This window comes from Microcoleus sp. EPA2, from assembly GCA_020882975.1.
Classification (GTDB): Bacteria; Cyanobacteriota; Cyanobacteriia; order Cyanobacteriales; family Microcoleaceae; genus Microcoleus.
The window spans coordinates 66,761-85,664 of record JAHRFD010000017.1 but is presented as its reverse complement, the minus strand read 5'-3'; the positions used below and the strand labels follow the sequence as shown (position 1 = coordinate 85,664).

General features: G+C 48.2%; 10 protein-coding genes. 7 read left to right on the top strand and 3 right to left on the bottom strand.

The window, feature by feature from the left end; all coding sequences use genetic code 11:
• The first annotated feature begins 130 nt into the window (after positions 1-130).
• Entirely contained in the window at positions 131-1,300 is a 1,170-nt protein-coding gene (gene cofH, locus AAFP14_RS16245) for a 7,8-didemethyl-8-hydroxy-5-deazariboflavin synthase subunit CofH (protein ID WP_341733283.1), read from the top strand.
• A gap of 362 nt (positions 1,301-1,662) precedes the next feature.
• Here cofH and hmpF read toward each other — a convergent pair whose 3' ends face one another.
• The gene (gene hmpF / locus AAFP14_RS16240) at positions 1,663-3,405 is read right to left on the bottom strand and encodes a pilus motility taxis protein HmpF (RefSeq protein ID WP_341733282.1); all 1,743 of its coding nucleotides are present in this window, start codon (positions 3,403-3,405) and stop codon (positions 1,663-1,665) included.
• Positions 3,406-4,140: 735 nt separating this feature from the next.
• Between hmpF and AAFP14_RS16235 the strand changes: the two genes are divergently transcribed.
• The 6 genes from AAFP14_RS16235 to AAFP14_RS16210 all read left to right on the top strand — a co-directional run bounded on the left by AAFP14_RS16235 (position 4,141) and on the right by AAFP14_RS16210 (position 16,360).
• Positions 4,141-5,352: a response regulator gene (locus tag AAFP14_RS16235; protein ID WP_341733281.1), complete on the top strand. Its 1,212-nt coding sequence runs from the start codon at positions 4,141-4,143 to the stop codon at positions 5,350-5,352.
• Between the two features lie 306 nt (positions 5,353-5,658).
• Positions 5,659-6,192 (top strand): chemotaxis protein CheW, encoded by a 534-nt coding sequence (locus tag AAFP14_RS16230; protein WP_341733313.1) that lies wholly within the window; start codon positions 5,659-5,661, stop codon positions 6,190-6,192.
• Positions 6,193-6,320: 128 nt separating this feature from the next.
• Positions 6,321-9,365 (top strand): methyl-accepting chemotaxis protein, encoded by a 3,045-nt coding sequence (locus tag AAFP14_RS16225; protein WP_341733280.1) that lies wholly within the window; start codon positions 6,321-6,323, stop codon positions 9,363-9,365.
• Between the two features lie 242 nt (positions 9,366-9,607).
• Positions 9,608-14,848 carry a hybrid sensor histidine kinase/response regulator gene (locus AAFP14_RS16220; protein WP_341733279.1) on the top strand — a complete coding sequence of 1,747 codons (5,241 nt, stop codon included), beginning with the start codon at positions 9,608-9,610 and terminating at the stop codon, positions 14,846-14,848.
• A gap of 62 nt (positions 14,849-14,910) precedes the next feature.
• Complete coding sequence (locus AAFP14_RS16215; protein WP_340550808.1) at positions 14,911-15,066, top strand: hypothetical protein; 156 nt, start codon at positions 14,911-14,913, stop codon at positions 15,064-15,066.
• Between the two features lie 40 nt (positions 15,067-15,106).
• Positions 15,107-16,360 (top strand): Rid family detoxifying hydrolase, encoded by a 1,254-nt coding sequence (locus tag AAFP14_RS16210; RefSeq protein ID WP_341733278.1) that lies wholly within the window; start codon positions 15,107-15,109, stop codon positions 16,358-16,360.
• A gap of 30 nt (positions 16,361-16,390) precedes the next feature.
• On the opposite strand, the gene AAFP14_RS16205 is transcribed toward AAFP14_RS16210, so the two are convergent.
• Positions 16,391-16,642 (bottom strand): hypothetical protein, encoded by a 252-nt coding sequence (locus tag AAFP14_RS16205; protein WP_341733277.1) that lies wholly within the window; start codon positions 16,640-16,642, stop codon positions 16,391-16,393.
• Positions 16,643-16,692: 50 nt separating this feature from the next.
• Positions 16,693-18,846, bottom strand: coding sequence for a polyribonucleotide nucleotidyltransferase (locus AAFP14_RS16200; RefSeq protein ID WP_341733276.1), 2,154 nt, complete (start codon positions 18,844-18,846; stop codon positions 16,693-16,695).
• Positions 18,847-18,904 lie beyond the last annotated feature (58 nt).

The following is an 18,904-nucleotide window of genomic DNA, read 5'->3' as shown; positions in this document are numbered from 1 at the left end:
TCCGAAAGTAAAATATGTTTTACGATGACTATAGACTTGAGAATATGTTTCGTCTAGAGCTGATTTGTTAAAATATAAGAACGCCTGTAATTCTAGGTCGTGATTTTGTAACTGAGCTGGAAAATAAACTGTGGATGCCATTCTCGATCGCGCTTTACAAGGTTATAACCTCTCCACCGCAGAGGCCTTGGTACTTTTGCAGCAAACAGAGCCAAATGCGCGAGCTGCGATTCAAACAACTGCTGACTTGCTGCGTCGCCGACAATCAGGAGATGTTGTCACCTATGTTATCAATCGCAATATTAATTTCACCAATATTTGCGAGCAGCATTGCAGTTTTTGTGCATTCCGCCGCAATCAGGAAGATGAGGGCGCTTTTTGGTTAGACAGGGTTCAAATCCTGGAAAAAGCTACAGACGCAGTGCAGCGGGGTGCTACGGAAATTTGTATGCAGGGGGGATTACATCTTAACGCCAAACTCAATGGCCGATCTTTGCCTTATTATCTGCAATTGGTGAAAATAATTAAAGATGAGTTCCCTCAATTACACTTGCACGCTTTTTCGCCACAAGAAATACAATTTATTGCCAGGGAAGATGGCCTGAGTTTCAGCTATGTAATTTCGGCTTTACGAGATGCGGGAGTTGGTTCCATGCCCGGTACCGCAGCAGAAATTCTTGACGATGCAGTACGACGGATTATTTGCCCGGAAAAAACAGATGCGGCAACTTGGCTGGAAATTGTGGGTACGGCTCACAGTTTGGGATTGTCAACAACCAGTACCATGCTTTGTGGCCATATTGAAACAGCCGAACAGCAGGTTTTGCATCTAGAAAAAGTGCGATCGCTCCAACAAAGTGCGATCGACAAAAACTATCCAGCTAGCATTACAGAATTCATCTTACTACCCTTTGTCGGACAGCAAGCACCAGCACCTTTGCGCAGTCGAGTCGGCCGCGATCAACCAGTTTTAGCAGATACATTATTACTCACCGCCGTATCCAGAATCTTCTTAGGAAATTTAATTCCCAATCATCAACCAAGTTGGGTAAAATTAGGTTTAGATGGAGCTACAGAAGCCCTGAAATGGGGTTGCAATGACATCGGTGGCACATTGATGGAAGAACATATCACTACCATGGCTGGTGCAGTTGGTGGTAGTTGTCAATCCGTCGAAGATTTGCAAAATGCGATTAGTTCTTTGGGGCGGAGTTATCAACAAAGAGATACAATTTATCGGCCTTTAGGGGTTGATCGTTTGGCAGGAATAGGTGTTATTTCAAGTCCGGCTAATTGCTAATCCTTTACGGTTACTTGTGCGGAACCCTGAACTTAGTCGAAGGATCGAAGGATCGAAGGATAGAGCATTGGAAGTTGAAACATGATGTTAGGAGAAGTTGACTGATGTCTGATAGCGAATTCACCACAATTGGCAAAGTCATACCAAATCCTCTCTTCATCGTCCTGTATTAAACTCTCTCTTCTCTTCCTTCGCGTCCTTAGCGCCTTCGTGGTTAAATCATTCCGATACAACCGGAATTGATATCAAACAAGCCTAATAGACATCTCCTAAAAAGACAGTCAAGAACAGGCATCCTGCCTGTTCCACAATAATTATGTCAGAGGTCTATTGAAAAAGTCGGGGATATATCTACTATCTTTTTACCCACTAATCAAACCCGAAATCACCTGTTGTAACTGAGAAATCGTCCGATCTTGTTGTTCTCCAGTTTGCTCAAGGCGATCGAGTTCCCCCCCCACAGATTCCAACTTTTGACGCAGCCCACTCAAATTATCCTGCACCGGCTGCAACATTTCTTGATAAACATTCACCCTGCCCCAGAGTTCCGCCACAGCACTTTTGAGATTAAACAAATTCTGCTCCAACTGTTTAATTTCCTGACGTTGACCCTCCAGTTCCCCAGTTTGGCGGTTGACATTGCCATCATTTTGAGCTAATGCTTCTCGCAACTGCTGAATTTCCTGCTCCAGTTTCTGTAAATCTTGCTGCTGCTGCTGGCGCTGACTTTCCAATTGTGCCACGATCGGCCCCAAATCAATCTCTCCCTCTCGCGATGCTGGATTAGCAGTACCCAAGCGTTTCCAAAGCACCGCCTGATGTTGCTTCAAAATACTCTCCCGTTCCTGCAAGCGCAGTCGTTGTCCCACCAGAGTTTCATTCAACATCTGATAACTTTCTAGCTCATCGGCCATTTCATTTTCCAGCCCCATGCGATCGTACTCGTTAGCAGCTTGAATTTTCGCTTGCAATTCCTCGATAGTCTGCTGCTGGAGAGTCAACTCCTCCTCTTGATCGTTAACAAACCGAAACACCTTTTCCAAATCCTGTTGCAAGTTTTGAACTAGCCCCTGCAACTCATCTATCGACATTTTCTCCAGAGCTTGCACATCCACTTGCTGCTCTGTAGCCACAGCCCCAAAACCTTGAGCCATACCGGAAACTTGTCTCGTTAGAGCCTCCAGAACCCTCACCTGGGCAGACAACAACTGAAACTGTTCTTCCTTGGCACTCAACGTACTTTGCAGGCCCTTGCTCTCCACCTTGGCTTGCGTCACAGCATCCGCAGCTTGATACCACTGTTCCCAGCGGTGTTGGATATGGGGAAGTTGGCGATCGACCTCTGCTTGCTGCTGCTGAGCATTTGCCCGTTGTTGCTCCAACTGCTGCCAGTGTAAATCCAAAATTGCCTGTTGAGCCCCGACGACACCAAAAGACTGATTCAATTGTTCCCGCACCCCTTGAGCCGAAGCAATCGCCCCCGAAAGCTTATTCATTAACTCCTGAATTCTACGGGCCTGTTCCTCATCTACCACCGCCCCTTGCTGAACCTGAGACTGTTGCTGCTCCACGCGCTGCTGCTCGCCCCGCAACTGTTCCCAAGCCATCTCCATTTCCACACGAGAGCGATCGACTTCTTCCCGCAATCGGTGAGCTTCATCGCGAGTATTTTCAATTTCCGAGCGCTGCGCCTCCAGCCGCTCCAACTCATCCACCATTTGAGCCAACTGCTCTTCGCGGGCTTGCATTTCCATTTCCCGGCGATTTAGTTCCTGACTCGAAAACGTCAGAGAAGCCTTCCACTGTTCAATTTCCTCTTCCTTATCCTTAAACTTATCCTGTAAGCGCGAGAAATTTTGGAGAATACTCACCAATTGGCGCGCAGCTTCCTGAATTCGCTGCACCTGCTTGCTAGCGCTTAACTCCACCAGCACCAGGGTGCCGTCGTTAAACTTATTAGCTTCCTCCACTGGAATCAAATCATCTCCAGGTACAGCGCTCCAATTATGTTCGCCCCGCTGACAAGCTAGAAGTTTTAGTTCAGCCTTACCGCCACCGAGACCAAAGCCGCTTCTCTGTTTTTGTACTTCTGCTAGATACAGCACGCTGATAGTCCTCTCTTTGGTGTCGTTTGCGCAATTTGTCGATAGCAGTATCCGTGTTCTGTGAAAGCCGATCGCATCTACTCAAAGCAGACTCAATCTTCACTTCCTGCTTCACCCTGGGGAGTCAGCTCCTTCCAGTCCACAGGCGTAATTTCGGGCCAAACTCTCCCTAATCTCATCTGTATTAATCTTTAAAGATTAACCCTTCCCAACTTTAGCAGCAAGCGACAGCAATGCTGGACTAGGAGAGTCAATCAAGCCTTATTTAGGGCTTTCTCAACTTCTCCTTGGCAGAATCAATGCCACTTTCTTAAAAAGATTAGCAAAACTGCGGAGACTGCCATCACCAAAAGTTAAAAAATTTAACAGCAGGTATCAGCCTTCTATGTTTGGCTCTACTGCTTTTCAGATTATGCCATACACACTAGATTTAGTAACATTCCTAGATTAACCGAGTCAAATGTATGCGTTCAATTAGGTTCTGCTGAATCAGAGAGGGAGTATGTCACAATAGGGTAACGCCTTAGCCTGTTTCCTCCCAAGGGGCGAGCAAACAGAGATTCAGCACCAACACCCTACAGCTAAACAAATGCTGAGGTGAATGGTTTTTTGAAGATTGGTCACAAAATAGTTTGTTATCGATAGAAATCTAGATGGGAAAAAAATCAGTTCCCGCCACTCAATAGCATTTTTGAACTCAGACGCCAACGGTTTTAAGGAGAAAATTTTAGCTCCATGCAGGGAAATTTGAGTGAAATAGACATCCGCAGCATCCTGCAACTGATTGAGTTAGGTCAGCGAACCGGAGAATTGTTCGTAGAGGCCTACAGCTCCTCCATCGGTGCCAGCACAGGTACTCACCCACCCCCGCGCTCCCCAGCCGGACAATCCTGGTATGTTTTCTGCTTCAACGGTCAGATTATTTACGCTACCCAGAGTGCGGGAAGTTTGTTTCGCCTGCGGGACTACCTGCGCCGCTACAAAGCAGAAAAAGCCCTAGACAAAATCGAAGTTCCCTATATGGCATCTACCAATGCTCCAGAATATGGCTACCTGTGGGCGCTGCTAGAACAACACATCCTCACCCCAGCTCAAGGGCGCAACATTATCCACAGCATGATCCACGAAACCCTATTTGACTTGCTCAGTCTCCATCAGGGTTCCTTTACCTTTGAAATGGGTTCTGCCTTAGCTCCTCAATTAACCAGCTTAGAAATTAGCTCCTTGCTGGCGAAAATTGTCAAACAGGTGCAGCAGTGGAAACAGTTTCACCCTCACATTCAGTCGCCCAACCAATGTCCGGTGATTTCAGACCCCACCGAGTTGCAAGTCGCCCTACCTGTCAATACTTTTAATACTCTCAAACGCTGGGCTGACGGCCGCACTTCGATCCGCCAAATGGCGCGCTACCTCAACCGGGATGTGTTGACTGTCGCTAAGGCAATTTACCCCTTCGTGCAGCAGGGATTGGTGCAGGTATTTTTTGAGTCTGTTAGCCCCGCTAACAACAAAAAAGAATGGTCTTCTCCCAAAACCAAAGTTCCCAGAGTTGTCTGTATTGACGATGATAATGTGATTCGCAAGACCGTAGAGTCGATTTTGAATGAACATGGCTACCAAGCTACGGGCATCAGTAGTCCCCTCACAGCCCTGAGTTTAGTGTTTCAACTCAAACCCGATTTAATTTTGTGCGACATTGCCATGCCGGAACTAGACGGTCACGAAATTTGCGCTATGCTACGTAGTTCTAGTGCTTTCCGACAGACACCCATCGTGATGTTAACGGGTATTGACGGATTTATCGATCGGGTTCAAGCTCGGATGGCAGGAGCTACTGAATACATCACCAAACCTTTTGGTGAAAACGAGTTATTAATGCTGGTAGAAAAATATGTTGGTCCTGGTTACCCAGAGGCGACAGTGGAGGCTCATTTATCAAACAAATAATAGATAATCGCCAAAAAATCCTGTGGTGCTACTGTAGAGAATTTATCGACTCAAGTGGGCCACACAGGCTCAAAGTACAAATATAATATACTTGTTTCTTCACACAAAGCCTTCTCTGATTGACCAAAACCGCGAGACCTCAGAGCTAATGTAGTTCATGGCGTCCGCGCTTCTATTGCCAAACACATCCAGCAGTCACGCCATTTACGCCTTGGTTATGTCAAGCTTGGCTATGTCAAGTTTCGATGGGACAAGCTTGGCGGGAACCCTCAATAATTTGCTAGAAAAGCAGGTGTCAGAAAAATGATTAGTGGCGGCCCAGACTTCATATTACCAGGACTAGGTATCGATCATGCTCCCGAATTCCAAGAACTAGAAACTCCCGAAGGCGAGCTGCACCTGCGGTTTTATGTACCTTCGGGCAATGAGTTCGCGCTGCCAGCGACAGGGATTAGAGAGGTACTATCCCCCTCCCCAGACCGCATGACACCAATTCCTAACGTTTCTTCCTTGCTTTTAGGTACGCTAAACATGAGAGGGCGTGTCATTTGGGTGGCAGACTTGGGCCAATTTCTGGGAGACCAAACACCTCTGAATACCGACAGACAGGAAATTCCGATCGTAGCTGTAGAAGACCAAGATACGATTTTGGGATTAGCAGTCGATCGAATTGTGGGGATGGACTGGCTCGATGTCGAGCAACTGCACTCCCAGAACAATGCACCAGACGGTATGATGCCATTTCTCAGAGGAGAATGGATGTTAGGCGAACCAGGTCAGAAAGTGCTCCGACTGCTAGATCAAGTGAAAATTCTGCGCTCGGCGCGGTGGGCAGCGTGAAATCAATTTTAGATTGGCGATTTTCGATTGAGTCTAATCACAAACAGTCACAGCGCCGCGTATCTAACATTCAAGATAAAAATCTAAAATCTAAAATCTAAAATCTAAAATCCAACATGGGGCGGCAAATGGCAACAAGTACCAACTTTCAGCAGGACTACCAACGAGCCGAAGCGGCATACATGGAAGGCGACTATCCAGAAGCCGCCGCTCTAGTTTGTCAATTAGTAGCAGATTTTCCCGAAGACCCCAGCGCTCGTCTGCTGTGCGGACACATATATTGTTACGGCCTAGAAGACTACGAAGTGGCACGGGAACAGTACGCAGTAGTGCTGGATTTGAGCGACGACCAAAGCTTGGTTGAACACGCTCACAACGGGATTAATTACACAGACCAATTTTTACCCGGAGAATTGCCATCAGACAATTTAGATGCCGAAACGGAATTGGAATTCTATCCAGATAAATCTCTGGATGTAGGTTTAGAAAACCCCAATTTTGAACTTTTCTCACCAGAGGCTGGTGGTATGGACTGGGAGAACCCATCCCCCCATGCTATGGAAAATGAAGACTTAGCAGACTTGGGAATGAGTGCCTTGGGATGGGAACCAAAGGACGACAATGAAATCGGTGCTGCCGATTTAACCATGGCCTCTAACCCCTTTATGAGCGATTCAGGTGGGATGGCTGCTTACGCTGAGGCGACAGGCCCACTAGACGAGGAATTTGCTAGTTCAGACTTTGGAGATGCTTTTGCCTTAGAGCATGAAGGATTAGAGGATGCTTTTGAAGAGAAGAAAGTGTCGGGCAAATCAGTTGCTTACGAGGCAGATTCGTTTTCCGAAGCTCCGACTCAGATTCTTAATGGTAGGGGTTTTGCGGCTCCTGAAGTTGAGCATGACATTGACTTGAACCCAGTAGACTATCCCACCAGCCCATCCCACAATTTTGACGAATCTTTTGCACCACGCTCGTTACCAGAGGAATTTGACCTGGAGGATGATTTGGATGATTACTCTTCCTCACCCCCGATCGGTCAAAATCATAACTACGATATAGAAGAAGATGCAGACCCCTTCGCCCAGGAACTCCCAGGGGAATTTGGACTGCCCCAAACCAATGGGGAATACTCCTCAAATTATGCCCTGGCTGAAGATGAAACTTTGTTGATGGGCGGTGCTGTTCCCAACTCTCAAAGTCCCAGGGCGAGGCGGGGAGGTTTGAATTCGAGCGATCGAACTTCCCAAAGTAATGGTTACGGCGACTCTTCGAGTGTAGCATTCGGCTCTAGGGATAGTTTTGAGTTAGACGCTTTTGATGACGATGCTTTTAATGACTCTTTCTCTCTCGACACTTCCGAGCAATTGACTTCTTTCGGAGCTGGGGGAGCGGCCAGCAGCGATTGGTCATCAAAAGCTGGTAAATCTCCAGAACATAGCGATTTTTTGGACGAATTTGATGCTTTTGATGATTTGGGCAATTTGCCAGATTTTGATATTTCTGAAGATGTCAATAGTTCGATTCTCACTAGGGGTAGCACTCATTTTGGCAGCTCGAATAGTGGCATGATGGGGACCACCAGCAGCAGTCTAGATTTCGATAATACCGATGGCTCGGCTATTCGGGATGATGAGATATTTAGCATGAGTGGCCCGGCCGATACATCGGCGCAAACTTTTACGGTGACGGAAACAGAGCCTATTGATACTACTGTCACTGTCGAACAGGGTGGTCTGGCTTTCTTGGAAAATGCTCCTTTGGCTGCCAAGCATTTTTACACAGCAGTGGGGGCGGGACTGGTTTCTTTGGTAGCTGTGGCTTTTGTCACCAACATTGCTTCTTACCAAGCGTTGCGGCAGGATAAGCCAGAGGCGATCGTCTATCTGCGCCAAACAGGCTGGGTAATGACCGCAGCAGCAGGTGTTACCAGCTTTTTAACTTCTTGGGGTATCGGTCAGTTAATCGCCAAGCAGGTACGGAATTCTTCGGACAATTTGCAAGCTCAATTTGATGCTGTCTCTCAAGGCAATTTGAATGCTCGTGCCACGATTTATTCGGAAGATGAATTTGGCAAAATGGCTGCTAAATTCAACCACATGGCAAAGGCCATCCAAACGACTATTAGCGATACTAGACGCAAATCCGACGAGCAGGAACAGGCAAAGGAAGACTTGCAGCGCCAAGTGATTCGCTTGCTAGACGACGTGGAAGGTGCTGCTCGTGGTGATTTGACCGTGACGGCGGAGGTGACGGCCGATGTATTGGGCGCTGTGGCTGACTCGTTCAACTTGACGATTCAAAATCTCCGAGAAATCGTCCACCAGGTGAAGCAGGCGGCTAGGGAGGTCAGCCAAGGCGCTACTGATAGTGCCAAGTTTGCGGGGGATTTGTCTTCCGATGCTCTGCGACAAGCTGAGGAACTGGCGGCAACCCTGAATTCGGTGCAGGTGCTGACGGACGCAATTCAGCGGGTTGCTGAGAGTGCTAGGGAGGCTGAAGAAGTAGCACGGGGCGCTGCCGCTACCGCTCTTAAAGGCGGCGAGGCTGTGGATCGCACGGTGGCTGGGATTTTAGATATCCGAGAAACAGTAGCAGAAACAACCAGAAAAGTCAAGAGGTTGGCAGAAGCTTCTCAAGAAATTTCTAAGATTGTGGCTTTAATTGCGACGATCGCCTCCCGGACTAATTTGTTGGCTCTTAACGCTAGTATTGAAGCAGCAAGAGCAGGGGAAGCAGGCAGGGGTTTTGCGATCGTGGCAGATGAGGTCCGACAGTTGGCGGACCGCTCGGCTAAGTCTCTCAAAGAAATTGAACAGATTGTGATGCAAATTCAGAGTGAGACTGGGGCAGTGATGACGGCGATGGAAGAAGGGACGCAACAGGTGATTGAGGGGACAAAATTGGCAGAACAGGCTAAGCGATCGCTCGACGATATTATCCAAGTAACTAATCGAATTGACGTGTTGGTGCGATCGATTACTGCCGATACTGTGGAGCAGAACGAGACGGCTAGATCGGTGCGGGCAGTTATGCAGGCTGTGGAGTTGACTGCTCAGGAAACTTCCCAGGAAGCACAGCGAGTTTCCGGTGCTTTGCAAAACTTGGTAGGGGTTGCTCGCGACCTTTTGACCTCCGTGGAAAGATTCCGAGTAGAAACAGTAGACAGACAATAATTAATTGTCTAATGCTTGTTTTGCTGAGTGAATTACCAGCAGATTAGTGCCGAAATGATAGCACAAAAAAAAGCAACCTCGCAGTCTTTAAATGGCTGCGGGGTTGCCAAACCAGCACCTAAATAAACTAGGAGTTGCCCCGATGGACGATGAGTAGTTGAAAGTCCAGGTATTAGTATTAGAAAAAAGATATTCTCTAAAACAACTAGCAGACAAATAAATTAGAAAAAAGGAATAAAACTATGCAAGCAGAGCAACAACAAAGAATCATGGGCTATTTTATTGAGGAGGCAAAGGACCATCTCAATACGATCGAACAAGGCTTGCTAAACCTTCAAGCAACGATCGAAGACCCAGAACTGGTCAACGAAGTATTCCGAGCAGCCCACTCAGTAAAAGGGGGAGCGGCAATGTTGGGGCTTACCAGCATTCAGCAGACAGCCCACAGGCTGGAGGATAGTTTCAAGATCCTCAAGGAATGCAGCGTGAAAGTAGACCAGCAGCTAGAGTCTTTGTTTTTGCGAATATTTGATACCTTGCAGGGACTATTGGAACAACTCTCTGGACCTTTTGGACTCACGGAGGAACTGGGAGAGCAGATGGTGAGAGAACTCGAACCAGTGTTCCAGGAACTCAACGGTCATTTGGGAGGGTTGGTGGGATATAGGGTTGGTGATGGCGAAGAAAGCAGCCCTTTTGTGCCAGTCAGCATGATGGGGATGATGGGGGCTATGGCTTCGACTGGGGCGGTGGTGGATTCCCGCGTGGCAGGGGGCTGGCAAGGAGAAGTGCCGTTAGGTTCTGTGCGGATGGTTTTTGAGTCGGATGTGCCGGCACGGATGCGAGAAATGCTCCAGGAGTTCAAGCAGTCAGAAACAAATCAAAGCAAAAATCGGCTGAAAAACATTTGTGGGAGTCTCCGGTTGGCGGGCGAGGAGTTTGGTTTCGGTTGTTGGATAGAGTTGATCGATGTGGTGGAAAGGGCGATCGCTAATCCAGAAAATTCCTACCGTACCTTGGCTCCGATCGCCATTAAAGATATCAAACAGGCTCAGGAATTAGTGCTCGCCGGGATGGAATCCTCCATTGTCGTCGGGCCAAGGCTCAAAGAGTTAGCCCTAGTGGCAGATGCGGAAGCAGATTTTGAAGACCTATTAGCCTTTGCTCAGCCAGGAAGCGTAAATTCCAGACTCAGCACCCAGGAAGATACAACCTGGAACTTGGTTGAAGATGGCGATAGCGGAGAACAACTGATGTTACCCGCCATTTCGGGCTTGAGTATAGATGAATTGTTTGACAAGCTTGATAGTGGAGATAGCAACGACTACGGTGGAGGTCGATCGCCTCAGTTTGGTGACTCGCCTGGATTTGGAGATAGCGAATTGGAATCGAGTAGTTGGAAAACTTCTGCTCGCACCGGACCTGAAGTAGGAGCAGCAGAATTAAATACCTTAGCTGATTTGTTCGATGGGGAAAGTCCCGACCTTGATGGGGCTTGGGAAGGAGAAGATGAGCTAGAAGAAACTACAATTTCTGGGTTTCCCACCAGAGGGTTGCTGCAACCAGATGATGGGGATAGTTCAGCAGATTTCACCGATTTGCTGGTAGATGACTACGATAAAGTCGTTTCCGATGTAGGCTCTGTTGGCGCTGTGGGAGACCTGACGAGTCTGTTTGGCTCAGACCTGCTTTCTGGCGAGTCGGGAGAATTCGAGAGCGCCCAGAGTCTCGAAGATCGGCATGGGATGGTGGCACGAGGTGCTGTGCCACCGATGGATGGGCGATCGCGAAATGGCGGTTTGGCAGAGTCCCAGGAATCCGATGACCCCTTGGGTAAGCTGTTGGATGAGGTGGCTGCTAGAGCATCGGTGATGGATGATGTTGGTTTCGATAACGGGTTATCGAGAGAGTTAGAGACATCGGAGACTTCTGGGAGCTCGCCGGAGGATATTTTTGAGGATTTAGCTGGCTGGGATGAAAGTGATGGGGAGGTTTCTTTGTCGGCGATCGCCCCCCAAGACCAGAGTCAGGAACTGGCAGAGGTGTCATCGCCACTGAAAATAGCAGATTCTGATGCTGAGGCAGATGTGGATTTGGATTTGAGTGAATTGCTGGGAATTACTTCGGATTTCTTGTCCTCCGAAAGTGACAGCACAGAACAGAAGGATGATGGGGATTGGGCTGGTCTGGATGCACGCAACCAAGAAATTGATAGTTTATTTAATATGACACCAGATGCAGATTTGGATATTTCTGACGATGAAAATTGGCTGGAAAATGCTTTGGCTCAAGATGAATCAGTTTCTCTAGACCATGGCTCGGACTCAGATTTAGATTTGGATGCTCTGTTTGGCGGTGTGTCCGAGTCGGGGACGGGGCTAGATGAAGAGATAGAGCCCATTGGTGTGGGTGGGGCTGGGGTGAGGTCTCAGGAAGCAGCAGATTTAGTCGAGTTGTTTGACTCAGTGCCGACAGGAATTGACCATGACGACGAAAGTTTGGAGGATATTAACACGGCGCAGTGGCTGAATTTTGAAGATGTTGCGGAATCCCCTGGTGTGGATTTGTCTCTGTCGAAACGGGATACAGGGGGCGCGATCGATAGTCTGGCGGTTAACTTGCCAGAAAGTGACTTAGAGCCTGGAACGGTCAAAATCAGCCGCGGGGACAATCGCATGAATCGGAATTTTGACGATGAGAATACTTTTGATTTGCTAGAGGATATGTTTGGGGAGGGCATGGATGCCTCCGCTTCGGAAGCGCCTGCTTCTTCATCGGGGGAGTTGGAGGAATCTTTGCCTATTGGTGCCGATGATTCCTTGGAGGAAAATGAGGCAGATTTGTTTGATGGTCTGTCGGCTATGACTGGTGAACTGACTGGCGATGACGAGGATGATTTATTTGAGGTGCTTTCTCAGTCGGTTTCTAGTGGTGATTTGGAAGTGATGTCATCGCAGTTGTCCGATGATGGTTTTGGGGGAGAAATTGGTTTGTTGGCGGCGCTGGAAACTGGCGCGACTCTCGATAGTGCTGATTTGGATGGTTTTGATGACTTGTTGGATTCCATCGATGCTGGTGCTTTGGTAACATCCGAGCTGACCTCTGGTTTTTGGGATACAGAGGAATCGCCGACGACAGATACTTCTGAGTTGGATGGTTCTTCGCTGTCGGGCTTTTTTGAGGGTACTGATGGGGGTGCTGGGGATGGGGAGGAGAGTTTTGATGATTTAGAATCCCTGTTGAGTTTCCAGGGTACAGAGGCTGCAATGGCTGCTGTGCCGATCGCTAGTCAAACTCCTGTAAACACAGAAGTTTTCTCCGACTTGGAGGAGATGTTGAGCGAAAGCAAGACTGTGCCGGAAATTTATGGGCGATCGACTCTTAGTCCCGCTAGTGGCGCGACAAGCTCTTCCCAGGAGGGGCGGGATGACTTTAGCGATCTTGAAGCACTGCTGGATGAACCCAAGGAAGGCGTTCGTCAGAGTGAGGTAGGCATGAGTTCGCGTCCGGGGGGGATTCGACCCAAGGGGCCGCGTCAGGGATTTGGCGACCAAACTATGCGAGTGCCGGTCAAGCAACTGGATAACCTCAGTAACTTGATGGGGGAACTGGTGGTGAATCGGAATAGTTTGGAGCAAGATCAGGAACGGATGCGACAGTTTTTGGATAACTTGCTGCATCAAGTGACTTTATTGAGTGATGTCAGCCAACGTACTCAGGATTTTTATGAGCGGAGTTTGCTAGAAATTGCGCTCTTAGCAAATCGGCAGGGCCATCGCTCGGCTTGGCGATCGGAGGATTCTGGTCATCAGCGGGATGGAGCTTGGAAGCCTGAAGAAATGGATCGGTTTACTCCTTTCCACAGTTTGGCTCAGGAAATTATTGAGTTGATTGTGCGGGTGCGGGAGTCGGCGGCAGATATTGAGTTTTTGGTGGATGAAGCAGATCAAGTGACTCGTCAGTTGCGACAAGTAACTACTCAGTTGCAGGAAGGATTGAATAAGGCTCGGATGAAGCCTTTTGCAGAGACGACCGATCGCTTATTCCGTGCTGTGCGAGAAGTTGGGATTAAATGCGGGAAGCAGGCTCAGTTGCAAGTGGAAGGAAAAGAGATTTTGATTGACAAGATGATTGTGGATCAGCTCTATGACCCCATGACTCACTTGGTGAATAATGCCATTACCCATGGCATTGAGTCGCCAGATGTGCGGTTGGCCGCTGGGAAACCTGCCATGGGAAGGATTACGATTCGGGCTTTTCATCAAGGAAATCAAACCGTAATTTCGGTGTCTGATGATGGGGCTGGTATTGACCCTCAGAAGGTGAAGGCTAAGGCAATTAAGCAAGGTTTGTTGACGGCGGCTCAGGCTCAGAGAATGACTCGCTCCGAGGTTTATGAGTTGTTGTTTAGACCTGGTTTTAGCACTCAGGAACAAGCTACAGAGTTTGCTGGCCGTGGGGTGGGGATGGATGTGGTTCTGACTTCTTTGCAGGAGATTCGGGGGACTGTGGGGATTGATTCTACTCTGGGTAAGGGGACTGTGTTTACGATTCGATTGCCTTTGGTGTTGAGTATTTCTAAGGCTTTGTGTTGTATTAGCGATCGAGCTCGGATTGCGTTTCCCATGGATGGGGTTGAGGATATGATTGATGTTCCTCGCGATCAGGTGACGAAAGGAGCTGATGGGCTTCCTTGCATCGATTGGCGTGGTTCGATTTTGCCTTTCCGTCCGCTGCGAGATTTGTTGGCTTATCATCGTCATTTGGGCCGTGGCAGTGTTTATGGCTTTAATACTGACGATGACATGATTTCGGTGATTGTGTTGCGCTCTGCTGGCAATTTCTTGGCCGTGCAGGTGGATCAGGTTTCTACTGAACAGGAAATTGTGATTAAGCAGTTGGAAGGGCCTGTCCCCAAGCCGGTGGGGATTGCTGGGGCTACTGTGTTGGGGGATGGTCGGATTGTCGCGATCGCCGATGTTCTGGAGTTGATTGATTTGGCTACTGGTAGACTGCGGAAGGATGCTGGTGGTACTTTGTGGGATGAGGGCGATCGGGTGCCTGCTGAGCCGGTGGAGGAGAAGGCTGAGCCGACGGTGTTGATTGTGGATGACTCGATTACGGTGCGATCGCTCCTATCCATTACTTTCGAGAAGTCTGGCTATCGTGTGGAAGAAGCTCGCGATGGTAAGGAGGCTTGGGAGAAGATGAAGTCTGGTTTGCCTTGCGATATCGTGTTCTGCGATATTGAAATGCCTCGAATGGATGGTTTGGAGCTGCTTTCTCGAATGCAGAAGGATGCTGTTTTGTGTGAGTTGCCGATCGCGATGTTGACTTCTCGTGGTGCTGACAGACACCGCCAAATGGCTTACAGTTTGGGCGCGAAAGGTTATTTCACCAAGCCTTATTTGGAGGAGCAATTGCTCGATGCGGCTGCTCGGATGTTGAAGGGTGAGGTTGTTGGTGCTCCAGTTGGTGTTTAATCTCTAAATCTGCGTTCATCTGCGGTTAAAAAAGGGAATTTTTAACCGCAGATGCAGGCGGATTGACGCGGATAAACGCTGATGTTCGATCGCGCGTTGGGTTGTGGTGGTACTTTATTTTATTGAACCGCGAAGGCGCGAAGGACGCGAAGGAAGAAGGAAGAAGGAAGAAGGAAAATGCAATTTATGTTCGATCGCGCGTTGGGTTTTGGTGGTAGGCTGGGAATGTGGGGTGTATAGAAGGGCGATCGATTATTTATGGATGCTGAAGAACTTTTAGAAAGATACGCTAAAGGCGAACGTAACTTTCAAGGAGCCGAGTTAAGTGGGATAGACCTCAAAGGTGCAGACTTGAGTGGCATAAACCTAGTGAATGCAAATCTGTCGGGAGCTGATTTTAGTGACGCTACTTTGAATGATACAGACCTCAGAGGAGCAAACTTCAGTAGAGCATCCCTGGTAGGAACAAACTTAATCGGGGTGACAGGTAATAGTATCAACTTCAGTTTTGCAGACCTCAGCGGTGCTGACTTGAGTATGGCAAACCTCACCAGTGCCAATTTGAGAAATACTAAGCTGGACAATGCAAACCTAAGTGGTACTAAATTAAGCAGTGTATGGTTAACTAAAGCTTCTCTGAAGGAAGCAAATTTAAATAAAGCAAGTCTGGAAGGAGCAAATTTAACTAGGGCAAATTTGACCGGAGCAGAATTGATTCGAGTTAACTTAAGTAATGCTAGTCTCGAAGATGCCAATCTCCAGAAAGCTAAACTTCGAGGTGTCAATCTGTATAGATTTAACTTATCAGGCGTGAATCTGGCTGAGGCGGATCTTGGTGCAGCAAACCTGACAGGGACAAATTTGAAAAAAGCCTGTCTGAAAGGGACAAATCTCGAAAGAGCGAGTCTTCAAACAGCAAATTTGATGATGGCAAGTTTGGAAGGAGCCAAATGTCTGAAAGCAGACTTGACTGATGCTCAAACCTATGGTTGGAATATCAAAAATGCAGACTTAACTGGTACAATAATGCCGGATGGAGAAATATACGAATCAGAAATCTCGGAACCAGAAATCGATTACCAACCAGAAACCTCTCAACAAGAATCCCAACAAGTAACATCTATGACGCGCAAAATTATTCGTACTGACAAAGCACCTGCACCCGTGGGCCCTTACAATCAAGCGATCGCCGCTTCGGGCACTATGCTGTTTGTAGCTGGCCAAATTGCGATCGACACTAGACTAAACGATATTGTCTACACCGACGATGTAGCAAAACAAACCGAACAAGTTATGGCAAATCTCGAAGCCATTCTCACAGAAGCTGGGGCGACTTGGTTAAATGTGGTAAAAACTACGGTGTTTCTCAAAGATATGAATGATTTTGCTGCTGTGAATGCGGTTTATGGGAAGTATTTTGATGCGGAAACAGCACCGGCGCGCGCTTGTATAGAGGTTTCGCGTTTACCGAAGGATGTGTTAGTTGAAATTGATTGTATTGCTGTGATTTGATTTAATCTTTTTCTGAAATTTCTGACTCGTTCAATCCTTCGGGGGTTGGGTTATATCGGAATTATTTAACCGCAGAGAACGCTCTTGACACAGAGGGAGAGAAGAGAGCTTTGACAGGATCGGTTTTAACCGTCGATCGATCGAAGATAGTTTTAACCGCTGAGGGTAAAGTGCGCGACTGTCTTTAACTTCCACAGCCGATCGCATTTCTGGATCTGTCGCTGTCGCGCACCCTACTCCTAAATCAATCTGAAAACAATCAGATTTAATTTCAATTAGCAATTAGCAATTAGCAATTACTCTAAAAGCAATTACCAATTACCAACTGTCAACTATTTATTCAACGCTTCACGGGCGGCAACCGCTTCGTCAGGATGAATATTCAATCGGGTCAAATTGATCCGACCTTTATTGTCAATTTCTCGCACTTTGACAATCACTTCGTCGCCGACAGCTAACTCGTCTTCCACTTTGCCAACGCGGTAGTCGGCTAACTGCGAAATGTGAATCATTCCTTCTTTTCCAGGCAGAATTTCCACAAAAGCGCCGATCGGAATAATCCGAGTAACGTGGCCAACATACACGTCTCCTGCATTCAACTTGCGTGTCATGCCTTGGATAATGCTGTGAGCTCGTTGAGCTTTTTCGCTGTCGTTGCCGGCAATTGTGACGGTTCCGTCGTCTTCGATGTCAATTTTGACACCGGTTTCTTCGGTGATGGCTTTGATGGTTTTGCCACCGGGTCCAATTACTAAACCGATGAATTCGGGGTCGATTTTCAGGGTTAGCAAACGCGGTGCAAAGGGCGACATTTCCTTGCGGGGAGTGTCTATTGTTGACAGCATTCTTTCTAGAATGTGCAGTCTGGCTGGTTTGGCTTGGCGGATGGCATTGGCAATCACATCTAAGGGTAAACCTTTGATTTTCATGTCCATTTGCAAAGCAGTAATCCCGGTGTCGGTACCGGCTACTTTGAAGTCCATGTCGCCTAAAAAGTCTTCAATTGCCTGAATGTCGGTCAAAATTCGGACTTCATCGCCTTCTTTAATTAACCCCATTGCTGCGCCGCTGACTGGTTGGGACAGGGGTACGCCTGCGTCCATGAGGGCTAGGGTTGAGGCGCAAACGGAACCCATGGAGGTGGAACCGTCGGAAGAGAGAATTTCCGATACTACGCGAATCACGTAGGGGAATTCTTCTTTTGATGGCAACACTGGGACTAGGGCTCGTTCTGCTAGGGCTCCGTGACCAATTTCTCGGCGTCCTGGCGATCGCATGGGTTTGGTTTCTCCCACGGAAAAGGGCGGGAAATTGTAGTGGTGTAGGTAACGTTTGTCTTGCTGTGGGTGCAAGTCGTCTGCTAAGTCTTGGGCATCGCCTGGGGTTCCCAGGGTTGCTGCCGACAGCACTTGAGTCAAGCCCCGATTAAACAACGCACTGCCGTGTACTCTGGAAGGGAGCACGCCGACGCGACAAGAAACGGGTCGCACCTCGTCTAGCTTGCGGCCGTCTACACGGACGCCATCTTCGAGGATTTGCTTGCGCATCATTTTTTTGGTGACGTCCTTGAAAACGTTGCCGATCGCCTTGCTGTTGGCGGTGGCGGCTACTTTTACCGGATCGTCTTCGGAGAGTTCGGCGATCGCAGATTCTACTTCATTTGCCTTAACTTCGTCCAAAGCTGCGTTGCGCTGATTTTTGTCTTGTTCAAATTTAGACAAAATAAAGCGGATTGGGGCTTCGGCGCGATCGCGAATAAAGTTTTCCAGGGCTGAGTCTAGGGATGGCCGTTCTTCCACCACCAAATCTATGCCCAATTCTGCCATGATTTCCCGTTGGGCTTGAATCAAGTCACAGGTTGCTTCGTAGCCGAAATCGATCGCCTCGATGATATCCTGTTCTGGCAATTGGTTAGCGCTGGCTTCCACCATGATTACTCCATCTGGAGAACCCGCCACCACTAAATCTAATTCGCCTTCTTTGATTTCGCTGTAGGTAGGATTGATGATGAAGTCGTCTCCTACCAAACCAACTCGGACTGCTGCCATGGGTCCATAAAAGGGCATTTTCCCTAGCAAGATCGCTACGGAAGCCCCTGTCACCGCCAAAACGTCTGGGGGTACTTGTTCGTCCATTGACAGCGTTGTGGCGACGACTTGGATGTCGTCTCTGAGCCAGCTTGGAAATAGCGGACGCAACGGTCTATCGATCAAACGGCCCGTGAGAGTCACTTTTTCTGGGGGACGCCCTTCCCGGCGCAAAAATCCACCGGGAATTTTACCACCTGCGTAGAGTCTCTCTTCGTAATCCACTAACAGGGGCAGGAAATCAATTCCTTCTCTTCCCTGGGAGCGAGTTGCCGTCACTAAAACCGCCGTGTCACCCGACTGAATCAAAACTGCACCGCCTGCTTGAGGCGCTAGTAAACCAATCTTCAGTCTAATATCCCGTCCATCAAAGGATATTGACTTGTCTATCTCTACCATGTAGCACTGCTTCCTTATCTACCACATTCTTTCTCTGTCGGGATCGTAACATTAACCA